The sequence below is a fragment of the Agrobacterium sp. Azo12 genome (genome assembly GCF_029193765.2).
Lineage (GTDB): Bacteria > Pseudomonadota > Alphaproteobacteria > Rhizobiales > Rhizobiaceae > Agrobacterium.
On sequence record NZ_JARFYO020000001.1, the window covers coordinates 3273610 to 3289541 of the forward strand.

The 15932-nt window shown below is 55.4% G+C and carries 10 protein-coding genes; 7 read left to right on the top strand and 3 right to left on the bottom strand.

What is annotated here, in order from left to right; genetic code table 11:
• The first annotated feature begins 184 nt into the window (after positions 1-184).
• From PYL13_RS15590 to PYL13_RS15620, 7 genes are all read left to right on the top strand, one after another.
• A complete protein-coding gene (locus PYL13_RS15590) occupies positions 185-2647 on the top strand; it encodes a glycogen/starch/alpha-glucan phosphorylase (protein ID WP_275641921.1) in 2463 nt (820 codons plus the stop codon).
• The gene (gene glgB, locus PYL13_RS15595; RefSeq protein ID WP_192488075.1) at positions 2647-4854 is read left to right on the top strand and encodes a 1,4-alpha-glucan branching protein GlgB; all 2208 of its coding nucleotides are present in this window, start codon (positions 2647-2649) and stop codon (positions 4852-4854) included. The genes PYL13_RS15590 and glgB overlap by 1 nt, the downstream gene beginning before the upstream one ends.
• A gap of 36 nt (positions 4855-4890) precedes the next feature.
• On the top strand, positions 4891-6153 hold the full coding sequence (gene glgC / locus PYL13_RS15600) for a glucose-1-phosphate adenylyltransferase (protein ID WP_259142766.1): 1263 nt from the start codon (positions 4891-4893) through the stop codon (positions 6151-6153).
• A 5-nt stretch (positions 6154-6158) separates the two neighbouring features.
• Positions 6159-7598 (top strand): glycogen synthase GlgA, encoded by a 1440-nt coding sequence (gene glgA / locus PYL13_RS15605; RefSeq protein ID WP_275641922.1) that lies wholly within the window; start codon positions 6159-6161, stop codon positions 7596-7598.
• 3 nt (positions 7599-7601) lie between these two features.
• Positions 7602-9230 (top strand): alpha-D-glucose phosphate-specific phosphoglucomutase, encoded by a 1629-nt coding sequence (locus tag PYL13_RS15610; protein WP_275641923.1) that lies wholly within the window; start codon positions 7602-7604, stop codon positions 9228-9230.
• A gap of 105 nt (positions 9231-9335) precedes the next feature.
• Positions 9336-11318 carry a glycogen debranching protein GlgX gene (gene glgX / locus PYL13_RS15615; protein ID WP_275641924.1) on the top strand — a complete coding sequence of 661 codons (1983 nt, stop codon included), beginning with the start codon at positions 9336-9338 and terminating at the stop codon, positions 11316-11318.
• Positions 11319-11461: 143 nt separating this feature from the next.
• Complete coding sequence (locus tag PYL13_RS15620; RefSeq protein ID WP_192488070.1) at positions 11462-11950, top strand: MaoC family dehydratase; 489 nt, start codon at positions 11462-11464, stop codon at positions 11948-11950.
• 119 nt (positions 11951-12069) lie between these two features.
• Here PYL13_RS15620 and PYL13_RS15625 read toward each other — a convergent pair whose 3' ends face one another.
• From PYL13_RS15625 to PYL13_RS15635, 3 genes are read right to left on the bottom strand one after another with little or no spacing between them, the layout of a single operon-like run.
• The gene (locus PYL13_RS15625; RefSeq protein ID WP_275641925.1) at positions 12070-12624 is read right to left on the bottom strand and encodes a sarcosine oxidase subunit gamma; all 555 of its coding nucleotides are present in this window, start codon (positions 12622-12624) and stop codon (positions 12070-12072) included.
• The gene (locus PYL13_RS15630) at positions 12617-15610 is read right to left on the bottom strand and encodes a sarcosine oxidase subunit alpha (protein WP_275641926.1); all 2994 of its coding nucleotides are present in this window, start codon (positions 15608-15610) and stop codon (positions 12617-12619) included. The genes PYL13_RS15625 and PYL13_RS15630 overlap by 8 nt, the downstream gene beginning before the upstream one ends.
• Positions 15607-15927, bottom strand: coding sequence for a sarcosine oxidase subunit delta (locus PYL13_RS15635; protein ID WP_275641927.1), 321 nt, complete (start codon positions 15925-15927; stop codon positions 15607-15609). Before PYL13_RS15635 ends, PYL13_RS15630 begins: the two co-directional genes overlap by 4 nt.
• Positions 15928-15932: the final 5 nt, after the last annotated feature.

The following is a 15932-nucleotide window of genomic DNA, read 5'->3' on the forward strand; positions in this document are numbered from 1 at the left end:
AATTGCGGGCTCGTGCCGACAAGCAGTTATACTTTTGACATAATAAAATAATCATCGCGAACTGCATTCTTCGCAAAAACGATTATTGCAACCGCTCCGTATCGGTGCATAAATTGCTTCGACTAAGTGTAAGCCAGATCGACAGAATCAGACCCTCCCTCCCTCTCAAGGTGCTGACCAAATAATGATCAATAACCTCTCGCCGGCCGATCTTCCTCTCCCCACTCCGCGCAGTTCCGATCCGGAAATTCTTGCTTCGGAAATCATTGAACGCCTGACATACAGAATCGGCAAAGACGTCAAGGTTGCCAAGCCGCATGACTGGCTGACCGCAACCATTCTCGTTGTCCGTGACCGTGTGATCGACAGGTGGATGGAGTCCACCCGCAAGGTTTACAAGACCGGCAACAAGCGCGTTTATTACCTGTCGCTTGAGTTCTTGATTGGCCGCTTGATGCGCGATGCAATTTCGAACCTTGGCCTGATGCAGGAAATTCGTGATGCCCTGACATCGCTTGGTGTCGACATGGACGTCATAGCAGGGCTTGAACCGGACGCCGCGCTTGGCAATGGCGGTCTTGGACGCCTTGCTGCCTGCTTCATGGAATCCATGGCAACAGTTGAAATCCCGGCCTATGGTTACGGCATCCGTTACGTTCACGGTCTATTCCGCCAGCAGATGGCGGATGGCTGGCAGGTCGAACTGCCGGAAACATGGCTCGCCCACGGCAATCCCTGGGAGTTTGAACGGCGCGAAAGTTCCTATGAAATCGGCTTCGGCGGCGCTGTCGAAACCATTGGCAGTTATGATGACGCCCAACGTTTTGTCTGGAAACCGGCCGAGCGTGTTATCGCCATGGCCTACGATACCCCGGTCGTTGGCTGGCGCGGCAAGCGCGTCAACACGCTGCGCCTGTGGTCGGCCCAACCGATCGACCCTATTCTTCTCGATGCATTCAACGCTGGCGATCACATTGGCGCCCTGCGTGAAAGCAATAAGGCTGAAAGCCTGACACGCGTTCTCTATCCGGCAGATGCCAATCCGGCCGGTCAGGAACTGCGTCTGCGGCAGGAATTTTTCTTCTCGTCTGCATCCCTGCAGGACATTCTACGCCGACATCTCCAGCAGTACCCGGATTTTACCAGCCTGCCGGACAAGGTCTCCATCCAGCTCAACGACACCCACCCGGCAATTTCGATTGCCGAAATGATGCGTCTGCTGACCGACATTCACGGCCTGGACTTCGATGATGCCTGGGAACTGACCCGCAACACATTCTCATACACCAACCACACCCTGCTGCCGGAAGCTCTGGAAAGCTGGCCTGTGCCGTTGCTCGAGCGTCTCTTGCCGCGCCATATGCAGATCATTTATGCAATCAACGCCAAAATCCTGTTCACCGCGCGCAAGGAAAAGAAGGTCGAGGATCAGCAAATCCGCTCGATCTCTCTGATCGATGAAAATGGCGAACGGCGCGTGCGCATGGGCAATCTTGCCTTCATCGGCTCACATTCCGTCAACGGTGTTTCGGCATTGCACACAGAGTTGATGAAGGAAACGGTATTTGCCGACCTGCATCGGCTCTACCCAGATCGTATCAACAACAAGACCAACGGCATTACCCCGCGGCGCTGGTTGATGCAGTGTAACCCGGGCCTGACCGGGTTGGTGCGTGAAGCTATTGGCGACGACTTCCTTGATGATGCCGAGAAACTAAAGGCACTGGATGGGTTCGCTCAGGACAGTGCATTCCGCGACAAGTTTGCAGAGGTCAAGCGCCTGAACAAGGTGCGTCTCGCCAATCTCGTTGCGCAGCGCATGGGCATTCGTGTCGACCCTTCGGCGATGTTCGATATCCAGATCAAGCGTATCCATGAATACAAACGCCAGCTTCTCAACCTCATTGAGGCGGTGGCACTGTATGACCAGATCCGCTCCCATCCTGAGTTGGATTGGGCGCCACGCGTCAAATTCTTCGCGGGCAAGGCAGCACCGAGCTACCACAATGCCAAGCTGATCATCAAACTCGCCAACGACATTGCTCGTGTCATTAACAATGATCCTTCCGTGCGCGGTTTGTTGAAAGTTGTTTTCATTCCGAATTACAACGTTTCACTGGCAGAAATCATGGTCCCCGCCGCAGATCTGTCGGAGCAGATTTCGACCGCTGGCATGGAAGCATCCGGTACCGGCAACATGAAGTTCGCACTCAACGGCGCGCTCACCATCGGCACGCTTGACGGTGCAAACGTCGAAATGCTGGAACATGTAGGCGACGAAAACATTGTTATCTTCGGAAAGACAGCTGAAGAAGTCGCTCAGGCCCGCGCGGATGGTCACAATCCACGCGCCATCATTGAAAGTTCGCGTGAATTGTCACAAGCCCTCTCGGCAATTGCCTCCGGTGTGTTCTCTCCGGATGACCGTTCACGGTTCGCAGGTCTGATGGATGGCATTTACAACAATGACTGGTTCATGGTTGCTGCGGATTTCGATTCTTACGCCAAGGCCCAGCGTGATGTTGACGCCATCTGGAGCGACCCGGCTTCCTGGTACTCCAAAACCATCTACAATACCGCGCGTATGGGCTGGTTCTCTTCCGACAGAACAATACGGCAATATGCCTCAGAAATCTGGAGAGCTTGATGAAAAAACCGCTCGATACGCCTGATCCAAAACAGAAGAGTGAAATATCTCAAGCAGAAATCGAGGCGATAACGGGCGGTCTGCATTCCAACCCCTTTGCAATTCTCGGCGTGCATCAAGTCGCGGACGGCTTCGTTGCGCGCTGTTTTATTCCTGGCGCGGAAGCGGTAACGGCTCTGACGATTGACGGCAACGTGGTGGGTGAATTGACTTGCCGCGATCCGGCCGGTTTCTTCGAAGGCCCGGTCAGCCTGACGTCGAGGAAAGCCCTGAGATACCGTGCACTGCGTGGCGATGCGGAGTGGGCAGTCACCGACCCCTACAGCTTCGGTCCTGTACTTGGCCCGATGGATGATTATCTGGTCCGTGAAGGATCGCATCTGCGCTTGTTCGATAAGATGGGTGCACACCCGCTCAAGTTCGAAGGGGTCGAAGGATTTCATTTCGCCGTCTGGGCACCAAATGCCAAGCGGGTGTCGGTGGTCGGCGATTTCAACAATTGGGATGGCCGCCGCCATGTCATGCGCAACCGCGCCGATACCGGCATCTGGGAAATTTTTGCACCGGACGTTTATGCAGGCTGCATTTACAAATTTGAGATTATTGGCGCCGATGGCACCCGCCTTCCGTTGAAGGCAGACCCTTATGCCCGCCGGGCAGAACTGCGCCCTAAAAACGGTTCCATGACAACACCTGAACTGGTCCAGAAATGGGAAGATCAGGAACATATGGAGCACTGGGCCAAGGTTGATCAGCGCCGTCAGCCGATCAGCATTTACGAAGTGCATGCCGGGTCGTGGCGCAGGCACAAGGACGGTGGCATGCTGAGCTGGGATGAAATGGCCGCAGAGCTCATCCCCTACTGTGTCGACATGGGTTTTACCCATATCGAGTTCATGCCCATTACCGAACACCCCTATGACCCGTCCTGGGGGTACCAGACCACCGGTCTTTTTGCGCCATCGGCGCGGTTTGGAGAACCGGAAGGATTTGCCCGTTTTGTGAACGGTGCGCACAAGGTTGGCCTTGGCGTTATCCTCGACTGGGTTCCGGCCCACTTCCCGACCGACGAACATGGCCTGCGCCAGTTCGATGGCACCGCTCTTTACGAGCATGCCGACCCGCGTCAGGGCATGCACCCCGACTGGAACACCGCAATCTATAACTTTGGACGCGTTGAGGTGATGTCATACCTCATCAACAACGCTCTTTACTGGGCGGAAAAGTTCCATCTGGATGGCCTTCGTGTCGATGCCGTGGCCTCAATGCTTTACCTCGACTACTCTCGCAAGGAAGGCGAGTGGATTCCTAATGAATATGGCGGGCGCGAAAACCTGGATTCGGTACGCTTCCTGCAAAAGATGAACGAACTGGCCTATGGTGCCAATCCGGGCATCATGACCATTGCCGAAGAATCCACCTCTTGGCCCAAGGTCTCGCATCCGGTGCATGAGGGTGGACTCGGCTTTGGCTTCAAGTGGAACATGGGTTTCATGCATGACACGCTGAGCTACTTTGCACGCGAGCCAGTGCATCGCAAATTCCACCATCAGGAACTGACCTTCGGCCTTCTCTATGCTTTTACCGAAAACTTCGTGCTTCCTCTGTCTCACGACGAGGTTGTGCATGGCAAAGGGTCGCTGATTGCCAAGATGTCAGGCGATGACTGGCAGAAATTTGCCAATCTGCGCGCCTATTACGGCTTCATGTGGGGTTATCCCGGCAAGAAGCTGTTGTTCATGGGACAGGAATTCGCCCAGTGGAGCGAGTGGAGTGAAAGCAAGTCACTTGACTGGAATCTGCTGCAATATCATATGCATGAAGGCATCCGTCGCCTCGTCCGCGACCTCAACCTGACATACCGATCAAAAGCGGCACTCCATGCCCGTGACTGTGAGCCGGAAGGCTTCAACTGGCTGGTGGTCGACGATCAGGAAAACTCTGTTTTTGCCTGGCTTCGTTCGGCACCGGGTGAAAAGCCGGTTGCGGTGATTTGCAATCTTACCCCGGTCTACCGTGAAAATTATTATGTGCCGCTGCCAACGGCTGGCCGCTGGCGCGAAATATTGAATACCGATGCCGAGATTTACGGCGGCAGCGGCAAAGGAAACGGCGGCAAGGTACAAGCCGTCGATGCGGGAGGGGCCATTGGTGCGGTGCTGACATTGCCGCCCTTGGCCACAATCATGCTGGAACCAGAAAACTGACAGCACACACATGAAGGCCCATGAGGGAGGACGAACATGAGCGAAAAAAGAATACAGCCTCTGGCACGCGATGCTATGGCCTATGTGCTTGCCGGTGGGCGTGGAAGCCGTTTGAAGGAACTCACCGACCGACGCGCCAAGCCTGCGGTTTATTTTGGCGGCAAAGCCCGCATTATTGATTTTGCACTGTCCAATGCCTTGAACTCAGGTATTCGTCGCATTGGTGTGGCCACACAATACAAGGCCCATTCGCTTATTCGCCACCTGCAACGCGGCTGGGACTTTCTGCGCCCGGAACGAAACGAAAGTTTTGATATTCTGCCGGCCAGCCAGCGCGTGTCAGAAACGCAGTGGTACGAGGGCACCGCCGATGCCGTTTTCCAGAACATCGACATCATCGAGCCCTATGCACCTGAATACATGGTCATTCTGGCTGGCGATCACATTTACAAGATGGATTATGAATTGATGCTGCAACAGCACGTCGATTCAGGCGCGGATGTCACCATTGGCTGCATGGAAGTGCCGCGCATGGAAGCAACCGGCTTCGGTGTCATGCATGTCAATGACAAGGACGAAATCAGCGCATTCATCGAAAAACCGGCCGATCCGCCTGGAATTCCCGGCAACGAGGATTTCGCGCTGGCCTCGATGGGCATTTACGTCTTCCATACGAAATTCCTGATGGAATGCCTGCGTCGCGATGCCGACGATCCCAATTCCAGCCGCGATTTCGGTAAGGATATCATTCCCTATATTGTGGAAAACGGTAAGGCCGTGGCGCATCGTTTTGCGCAATCCTGTGTCCGTTCCGATTTTGAACGTGCTCCTTACTGGCGCGATGTTGGCACAATCGATGCCTACTGGCAGGCCAATATCGACCTGACCGATATTCTGCCGGAACTGGATATCTACGACAAATCATGGCCGATCTGGACCTATGCGGAGATTAACCCGCCAGCCAAATTTGTGCATGACGACGAAGGTCGTCGTGGGTCGGCCATTTCCTCGCTGGTCTCAGGCGATTGTATCATCTCCGGTTCGTCGCTTTACCGCAGCTTGCTGTTCACAGGTGTTCGCGCCAACTCCTACTCGCGTCTTGAAGGTGCGATCATTCTCCCGAAGGTTACCATTGGCCGCCATGCGCGTTTGACCAATGTGGTCATTGACCATGGCGTGACCATTCCAGAGGGTCTGATCGTTGGCGAAGACCCGGAAATGGATGCAAAACGCTTCCGTCGTTCCGAGAACGGCATATGCCTCATCACCCAATCCATGATCGACAAGCTGGACGTGTAACACCTATGAAAGTTCTTTCGGTTTCATCCGAAGTCTACCCGCTCATCAAAACCGGCGGCCTTGCGGATGTTGCAGGCGCCCTGCCCCTTGCGATCAAGTCGCTGGGGGTGGAAACCAAGACCCTTATTCCGGGCTATCCGCCGGTCATGTCGGCCATCAAGGATGCTCGCAAGATTGCGACCTACGATAATCTGCTGGGTGAAACCGGCAACATTCTCGAAGTTACGCATGAGGGTCTGGACCTGCTGGTGCTGGACGCACCCAGCCTGTTTGCGCGCTCGGGCGGGCCGTATCTTGATGCGACCGGCAAGGACTATCAGGATAACTGGAAACGTTTCGCCGCACTGTCGCTGGCGGCGGCACAAATCGCCACCGGAAAAATGCCCGGCTGGCAACCGGACATTCTGCACGCCCATGATTGGCAAGGTGCCATGGCACCGGTCTATATGCGATATGGTGAGGCACCGGAAATTCCAAGCCTGCTGACCATCCATAATATCGCCTTCCAGGGCCAGTTCGACGCCACTATTTTCAGTCAGTTGGGTCTGCCAGCCCATGCCTTCATGGAGGCTGTCGAATATTACGGTTCCGTCAGTTTCCTGAAAGGTGGTCTGCAAACCGCGACTGCGCTGAGCACTGTCAGCCCATCCTATGCCGAGGAAATCCTCACACCAGAATTTGGCATGGGCCTTGAAGGGGTAATTGCCAGTCGCGCCGATGCCCTGTTCGGTATCGTCAACGGTATCGACACGCAGGTGTGGAACCCGGCCACCGATACTTTGATCGCGGACAATTTCAGCCAGGCAAACATCAAGGCGCGCAGCGCCAACAAAGCCGCCGTCGCGTCGCACTTTCGCATCGATGAAGACGACACGCCACTATTGTGCATCATTTCCCGTCTGACCTGGCAAAAAGGCATCGACCTGATGGCCGAAGTCGCCGATGAAATCGTTGATATGGGTGCACGGCTGGTGGTGCTGGGTGCTGGCGATATCGCACTGGAAGGTGCGCTGCTTGCGGCATCTTCCCGCCACAATGGCCGCCTAGGCGTCGCTATAGGCTACAATGAACCACTTTCACATCTCATGCAGGCAGGTTGCGACAGCATTATCATCCCTTCCCGTTTTGAGCCTTGTGGCCTGACCCAGCTTTATGCCCTTCGTTACGGTTGCGTGCCCGTTGTCGCCCGTACGGGTGGCCTGAATGACACGGTTATCGATGCTAACCCGGCAGCCCTTGCCGCCAAGGCAGCGACCGGCATTCAGTTCTCGCCCGTGTCGGCCAACGGTCTCCGCCAGGCATTGCGCAAGACATTGCGCTTCTACAGTGAACCGAAACTATGGACGCAAATCCAGAAACAGGGCATGAAATCAGACGTATCGTGGGAAAAAAGTGCAGGCCTTTATGCCAACCTTTATTCCCGTCTTGCTTCGAAAGGCAATTGAACAATGATCAAGACCGTCGCAACGACGCCATTTCAGGATCAGAAACCCGGCACGTCCGGACTGCGCAAGAAGGTGAAAGTCTTCGCGCAACCAAATTACGCAGAAAACTTTATTCAATCCATTTTTGACTCACTTGAAAACTTCAATGGCAAGACACTGGTGATTGGCGGCGATGGCCGTTATTACAACCGCGAGGTCATCCAGAAGGCCATCAAAATGGCTGCAGCTGCCGGTTTCGGCAAGGTTCTGGTCGGCAAGGGTGGTATTCTCTCCACGCCGGCCGCTTCTAACATCATTCGCAAATACGGCGCCTTCGGTGGCATCGTACTATCTGCAAGCCACAATCCCGGCGGCCCGGATGAAGATTTTGGCATCAAGTACAATGTCGACAATGGCGGCCCTGCACCGGAAAAAATTACCGATGCGATCTTCGCTCGCACCAAGGTTATCGACAGCTACAAGATCGCCGATATCGCCGACATAGATCTGGATGTCATCGGCTCGGTCGATGCTGGCGGCATGACCGTCGAGGTCATTGACCCCGTTGCCGATTATGCCGAACTGATGGAAAGCCTGTTTGATTTTGGCGCGATCAAGACATTGATTGCTGGCGGTTTCGGCGTGATCATCGACAGCATGAGTGCCGTCACCGGCCCTTATGCGGTCGAAATCCTCGAAAAACGCCTTGGTGCACCAAAGGGTTCGGTGCGCAACGCTGTTCCTCTGCCTGACTTTGGTGGTCACCATCCTGACCCGAACCTCGTGCACGCCAAAGAACTTTACGACGACGTAATGAGCGCAGAAGGTCCCGATTTCGGCGCTGCGTCGGACGGCGATGGCGACCGCAATATGGTGGTCGGCAAGGGCATGTTCGTGACACCATCCGACAGCCTCGCCATCATTGCCGCCAATGCCAAACTGGCACCCGGTTACGCTGGCGGCATTTCCGGTATTGCCCGCTCCATGCCAACCAGCGCCGCAGCAGACCGTGTTGCCGAAAAACTGGGCCTTGGCATGTACGAAACCCCGACCGGCTGGAAATTCTTCGGCAACCTGCTGGATGCTGGCAAGGTGACGGTATGCGGTGAGGAAAGCTTCGGAACCGGCTCCAACCACGTACGTGAGAAAGACGGCCTCTGGGCCGTGCTGTTCTGGCTCAACATCGTTGCCGTCCGCAAGGAAAGCGTCAAAGACATCGTGACGAAACACTGGGCCGAATATGGTCGCAACTACTATTCGCGTCACGACTATGAAGAGGTCGATGCTACCGCCGCCAACACGCTGGTAACGACACTGCGCGAAAAGCTGGCCACACTTCCGGGCACATCCTACGGCAACCTCAAGGTCGCCTCAGCCGATGATTTTGCCTATCACGATCCGATCGATCACTCCGTCAGCAAAAATCAGGGCATCCGTATTCTGTTTGAAGGCGGCTCACGCATCGTGCTGCGCCTGTCCGGCACCGGTACAGCGGGTGCAACGCTGCGCCTTTATGTCGAACGTTACGAGGCTGATCCGGCCCGTCACGCCATTGACACGCAGGAAGCTCTGGCCGACCTGATTTCCGTGGCAGATACCATTGCCGGAATCAAGTCCCATACCGGCCGTTCCGAGCCAACCGTTATCACCTGATAACAGCAGGCACCGCACAGTAAGATGTGCGGTGCCACAGCCATGCGCGCTGGTCGAAACCTTCCTGTCAAAACCATGCAGGAAAAGCTCGGGAAATATCTTCCAATGGCAGATGACACCGCTTTCACCAACACCGGCAGTGCCTTGCATGGAGGAACTCAGCTTTTCCAGGATAGCGTGGAATTCGCCGTCCGCTCGCAATATGCATCCAAACTTGAACTGTGCCTGTTTGACGAGACCGGAAACAAGGAAATCGCCCGCTTGGCGATGGAACGCGGCGATGACGATGTTCACCGCCTGTTTGTAGACGGCGTAAAACCCGGCGCACGGTATGGCTACAGGGCACACGGTGTTTATGCACCCGATCACGGCCTGTGGTTCGATCCAACAAAACTGCTGGTCGATCCTTACGCGACCGTGCTTGATCGTCCCTTTTCCAATCATCCAAGCATGTTCACCTTTGGTCTGGAAACAGCCTTCGTCACACCAAAATCGGTTGTGACACGGCACAAGCCCGTCACACTGGACAAACCGCGCTTCAATAAGGGCGGTTTCATTTATGAAATTGCCGTCAAACCTTTCACCATGCTGCATCCTGACGTGCCTGAACATCAGCGGGGTACGATTGCAGCCCTCGCCCATCCGTCGGTGGTGGCCCACCTCAAACATATCGGCGTTGATGCCATCGAGCTGATGCCGATAACCGCTTGGATTGATGAACGCCATCTGCCGCCTCTCGGCCTGACCAATGGCTGGGGTTACAACCCCGTTGCCTTCATGGCGCTCGATCCACGGCTTGCGCCCGGTGGTGTGAACGAACTGCGCGACACCGTCGCCGCACTCCATACACAGGATATCGGCGTCATCCTCGATCTGGTGTTCAACCACACCGGCGAAAGTGATCGTCACGGAACAACGCTGTCACTGCGCGGGCTCGACAATCTCAATTATTATCGCCACGCAGCAGACAATCCCGGCGTGCTGGTCAATGATACCGGCACCGGCAACACCGTTGCCTGCGACAGGGAGCCGGTGCGTCGGCTTATTGTCGATAGCCTGCGCCATTTCGTTCAGCATGTGGGCATAGATGGTTTCCGCTTTGATCTGGCGCCGGTGCTGGGTCGCTCGGCAACCGGTTTTGAACGGCAATCACCGACACTGGCTGCCATTCACAACGACCCTCTGCTGAAAGATCGCATCCTGATTGCCGAACCCTGGGACATCGGACCGGATGGATATCAACTTGGCAATTTCCCGGATGCCTATCTGGAATGGAATGACCGGGCCCGGGACGATCTGCGTCGTTACTGGCGTGGCGATCAGTGGACAACAGGTGCATTGGCCGATGCGCTGGCCGGCTCGTCGGGCATTTTTTCACGCCACAGCGGAACGGAAACCCGCAGCGTCAATTTTCTCGCCGCCCATGATGGTTTCACCCTGATGGACATCGTCTCCTATGCCGGCAAGCACAATGAGCGAAACGGCGAAGAAAACCGTGACGGCCATAATGAAAACCATTCGTGGAACAATGGTGCAGAAGGCAGTACCGACGATCCGGAGATACTTGCAAGACGTGCCGCTGACGTAAAAGCCATGTTGTCCACACTGTTTGTCACTCATGGGACAATCATGCTGACGGCAGGTGACGAAGGTGGACGCTCGCAGCAGGGCAATAATAATGCCTATGCGCAGGACAATGAGCTTACCTGGCTCGACTGGAGAGGCCTGAACAGCGAACTGGTTGCCCACACCGCGTTCCTGTCTTCTGTGCGCAAACGCTTCGCTGTCTTTTCCTCGACGGATTTTTTCACCGGACGCGATCAGGATGTTGAATGGTTGAACCCTGAAGGCGTGGCTATGAGCATCGCAGACTGGGAAAGATCCGATGGCACACCCTTTTCCATGCTGTTAAAAACCAAAGATCTGAAAACCGGCAAATCGACGCGTCTCGCCGTGCTGTTCAACCGCAGATATGAACCTCAGAACTTTATCCTTCCCGGCAGCGGTTGGAAGTCTGTTGGCGGTGATGCCGAGGAGGGTGGCGCTACCGTGCCTGCCCGCAGCGTCGGTTTCTATCATCAGCCATGACAAATCTTGTTATTGCCACACCAAGTGAACATTTATGATGTAGCAGCACGCCTCCCGAAATTGCATACCGCTGTTGGGAGATAGGCAACAAACATAGACTGAGGCATTGCAGTGCTTCACCTCACCATTTCTGGTAAAATCTTATGACCCGCGAAATTTCATTAAAAGACGTAAAAGACCTGGTAGGCAGCGAGATCGGTGTATCGGACTGGATCCTCGTTGATCAGCCGATGATTGACGCCTTTGCCAAGGCCACTCTGGACGAACAGTTCATTCATACCGACCCGGAACGAGCCAAGGCTGAAAGCCCGTTTGGCGGCACCATTGCACATGGTTTCCTGACACTGTCGCTACTATCTGCCATCAATTACAGCGCGCTGCCAAAAATCCGCGAACAGACCATGGGTATCAACTATGGCTTTGAAAATATTCGCTTTGTCAGCCCGGTTAAAAGCGGTGCTCGTATCCGTGGACATTTCACCCTGGTTGAAGCACGCCTGCGCGGCGCGGCCATGATGATGACCAGCTACGATGTGTCGGTAGAAATCGAAAATGAAAAGAAACCTGCCTTGACCGCGCGATGGACAACCATCGTTCAGTTTGATCCCAAAGACAGACCGACCGAAGATTGAAAAAATGAAATCGGCCACGCCGATTTTCATGTTCCCTCGGCAGAATGGCCGCTCGGAAGAATGGTTTGGCTGGCCCGGTATTTGACCGGAACAGCCCGTCGCGCTTTACATGTCAACTCTCAGAATATGACTTCGGATACCGCCTCACCCAGTAACCCGCCGACATATTCCGCAAATGAGCGCCAGCATTCCAGCCGGAACGTATCCTCGGTCACACGCAAGATAACCACTTCGGCCTTGCCAAACAGCGTGCGCGAAACCGCACCCACCGGGAAGGCCGCAAGCGACAGGTCCTGCGGGCAGCCTGCATTCAGCACATCGGCCGCATCCTCACCTGACACAATAAAGGCCGTGTTGCGGTGAGAAATATCGGCAGACGAATGTATTGCATCGACAGTGGCACAAACCGCCATCAGATCTCCGCCTGATTGGTCGATCACCAGCCACTCATCCGGCCCGAGCCACAATGCTGAACGCAGTCCTGACACGCTGGATGTTTTGGGTCTGGTTGGCAGCACAAGACCAAGTGCCGTGGACAGAGGACCAACCGCATCTTCCTTGGCACGCAGCGAGATGCGTGATGCAAATGCCGCCTGTTCGATGGAAATGCTTCCCTGAACACGCCGGAAGCTGGCATTCGGCTGTGTTCTTGTTGCTTCAATCGTATCAGCCATGGATGCGGCCTCCTTCCTTGTCAAAGAACACCATATCGGTGACTTCAACGGCAATCGTTCTGTCTACCAGAGGGATATAAAGCGTCTCGCCCACCCGCTTATGGCCATCCACCACCAGGCCGAACGCGATGGAACGACCGAGATTTTCCGACCAGTAGGCAGAGGTGACATGACCGAGCATGGTCATCGGTTTGGGCTGGTTGGGATCGGCAACAATCTGCCCGCCCTCTTCCGGTACGATGGTCGGTTCCTTGCTCAAGAGCCCAACCAATTGCTTGCGTCCGGACCGTACGAGATCTGGTCGTTTCAACCCGCGAATACCGACAAAGTCCGTCTTCTTTTTGGAAACAGCCCAGGACAGACCCGCATCGTCAGGTGTCACTGTGCCGTCAGTATCCTGACCGACGATGATGTACCCCTTTTCGGCACGCAGAATATGCATGGTTTCCGTACCGTACAGGCAACCACCCACCGCTTCTGCCCGTTTGCGAACGGCCTGCCAGACCGCCGGTCCGAAGTCAGCGGGAACATTGATTTCGAAACCAAGTTCGCCGGTAAACGACACACGGAACAACCGGGTTGGCACCCCGCAGAACTTGCCTTCCGCAACACTCATATGCGGAAAGGCTTCGTTGGAAATATCAATGCCCTCAACAAACGGCTCAATCACTTCCCGCGCCTTTGGTCCCTGCACGGCAATGACCGCCCATTGTTCGGTGGTCGATGTCAGCCAGACATTCAAATGCGGAAATTCAGTTTGCAGATAATCTTCCATATGGTGCAACACGCGTGGCGCGCCACCTGTTGTCGTCGTCACATGGAAACGGTCTTCCGCAATGCGCCCGACAACACCATCATCATACACAAAGCCATCTTCGCGGGTCATAATGCCGTAACGGCATTTGCCCGGTTTCAGCGTGTCCCAGGCATTGGTGTACATCAGATTGAGGAACTTTGCGGCATCCGGCCCAACAACCTCGATCTTGCCAAGGGTTGAAGCATCAAACACGCCGACCTTGTCACGGGCGGTCTTGCATTCGCGGTTGACCGCTTCATGCATGTTTTCACCGGCTCGCGGGAAAAACCACGCACGTTTCCAGTTACCGACATCTTCAAACACCGCACCGGCAGCCTCTTCAAGCGCATGCATCGGTGTCTTGCGCGTCGGATCAAACAGATGGCCACGCGAGTGGTTGACCAGCGTGCCGAAGGTCACCGGCGTATAGGGCGCACGGAAGGTGGTCAGTCCCACTTTCGGCAGGTCGCGACCCAGTGCTTCCGCAGCAATGGCAAGACCATGCATGTTGGAGAGCTTGCCCTGATCAGAAGCCATGCCGTTCGTCGTGAAGCGCTTGATATGTTCGATGGAGTGCATGCCTTCACGCACCGCAAGGCGAATATCCTTGGCGCAGACATCGTGCTGGAAGTCGATAAATGCTTTGACGCCGCTATCTTCCCCTGCACCTTCCGCCGCCCCGATCATGCCACCGGTCCAGTTGCGCGAGTTGCTGCCGGTGAAGTAGACATCGGCATCCTCGGCGGCACCGGCCGCTTTTGCGGCATTTTCACCGGCCGCAAGTGCCTCGGCAATCAGTGCTTCCAGATCATCCGTGCCATTGCAGGTGCCAACGGAAATGCAGTCCTGCACGTGGACATCAGGCAGGAAACGATCATTCTGCGCATCGAACCGCAGCTTGCCGCGTGATTGTGAGAACAGATGTACTGAAGGCGTCCAGCCCGCCGAAACCAGCAGAGCATCAACCGAAATCTTGCGCTTGGACGCACCGCCGTTGCGACCGACCGTTATCGACGACACCCGCAGACGTCCCGATGTGTTGAAAACACTATGACCAGTCAAGACTGTGATGCCGAGCGAACGGGCCTCAGCCAACAGGCTTTCAGCCGGGTTATCGCGGCAGTCGACAATAGCGGCAATCTCGACGCCAGCCTTTTTCAGATCAAAGGCCGTTTCATAGGCAGAATCATGGGCGGTATAGACGCCCACCTTGTGACCGACCGCCACACCATAATGGTTGAGATAGGTGCGCCCTGCCGATGCCAGCATGATGCCGGGTCGGTCATTATTGGCAAACACCATATGACGTTCGATGGAGCCTGTCGCCAGAACAACCTGCTTGGCGCGAACCTGCCACAGACGCTCACGCGGCTGCGCCTTTTCCGGCAACACCAAATGATCGCTCAACCGTTCCGCAAGCCCAAGGAAGTTGTGATTGTAATATCCAAACACGGTGGTGCGCGGCAAGATCCGCACGTTCGGCATGGCTCTCAACTTGGCGATGGTCGCTTGCGCCCAGTCATATCCTTCCATGCCATCGATAATCGCACCCTTGTCGAAATGCAGTGCGCCACCGGCCTCCGGTTGCTCATCCGCAAGGATCACATTGGCACCGGTGCGGGCAGCGGCAAGTGCCGCCGTCAGACCCGCTGCACCACCGCCAGCCACCAGCACATCACAATGCGCGTAGCGGGTTGCGTAGTGATCGGCATCCGCCTCCTCTGGCACCACGCCAAGACCGGCAGCCCGGCGAATGACCGGCTCGTAAATCTTGTGCCAGAAGCTCTTTGGCCACATGAAGGTCTTGTAGTAAAAACCGGCGGCAAAAAACGGTGAAAACAGATCGTTTATCGCTCCAACATCAAAAGACAGGGTTGGGAAGCGATTTTGCGAACGGATGATGGCACCGTCGAATACTTCCTGCACCGTGGCGCGCACGTTTGGCTGGCGACGGCCAGCGTCACGCGACACATCAATCAAGGCATTGGGCTCTTCCGGACCTGCCGAAAGAAAACCGCGTGGCCGATGATATTTGAAAGAACGACCAATCAGGTGAACACCATTGGCCAGCAATGCTGCGGCCACCGTGTCACCTTCAAGCGCCGTGTAAATCTTCCCGTCAAAGGTAAATCGGGCAGTGCGTGCAGGCGTTAGACGCCCCACTCCGGCAATACGATATGCGCCGCTCATTTCGACGCTCCTTTATCATTGGCAGTTTCAAGAATGGCATCGGCATCAGGCTTCGGTTCACCTGCCTTGTAAGTCAGGTAAATTCTGTCACTGACCGTGTGCCGGGCTGCATTGAAAAAACGCCCGCAGCCATGAATGTGGCGCCAGCGCTCAAAAATCAGCCCCTTGGTATTGTCACGCATGAAAAAGAACTCCGAAAAAGCCTCATCGGAAATCTCGGCAATGTTTTCAGGGCGCGCAATATGCGCCTCACCCGCCCAGCGAAACTCCAGTTCGGAACGGTCATCTTCGCAATAAGGGCAACGAATAATCAGCATGGTTT

Coding starts and splice junctions, on each gene's coding strand:
- PYL13_RS15590 (WP_275641921.1), top strand. CDS start 185: ATGATCAATAACCTCTCGCCGGCCGATCTTCCTCTCCCCACTCCGCGC.
- glgB (WP_192488075.1), top strand. CDS start 2,647: ATGAAAAAACCGCTCGATACGCCTGATCCAAAACAGAAGAGTGAAATA.
- glgC (WP_259142766.1), top strand. CDS start 4,891: ATGAGCGAAAAAAGAATACAGCCTCTGGCACGCGATGCTATGGCCTAT.
- glgA (WP_275641922.1), top strand. CDS start 6,159: ATGAAAGTTCTTTCGGTTTCATCCGAAGTCTACCCGCTCATCAAAACC.
- PYL13_RS15610 (WP_275641923.1), top strand. CDS start 7,602: ATGATCAAGACCGTCGCAACGACGCCATTTCAGGATCAGAAACCCGGC.
- glgX (WP_275641924.1), top strand. CDS start 9,336: ATGGCAGATGACACCGCTTTCACCAACACCGGCAGTGCCTTGCATGGA.
- PYL13_RS15620 (WP_192488070.1), top strand. CDS start 11,462: ATGACCCGCGAAATTTCATTAAAAGACGTAAAAGACCTGGTAGGCAGC.
- PYL13_RS15625 (WP_275641925.1), bottom strand. CDS start 12,624: ATGGCTGATACGATTGAAGCAACAAGAACACAGCCGAATGCCAGCTTC.
- PYL13_RS15630 (WP_275641926.1), bottom strand. CDS start 15,610: ATGAGCGGCGCATATCGTATTGCCGGAGTGGGGCGTCTAACGCCTGCA.
- PYL13_RS15635 (WP_275641927.1), bottom strand. CDS start 15,927: ATGCTGATTATTCGTTGCCCTTATTGCGAAGATGACCGTTCCGAACTG.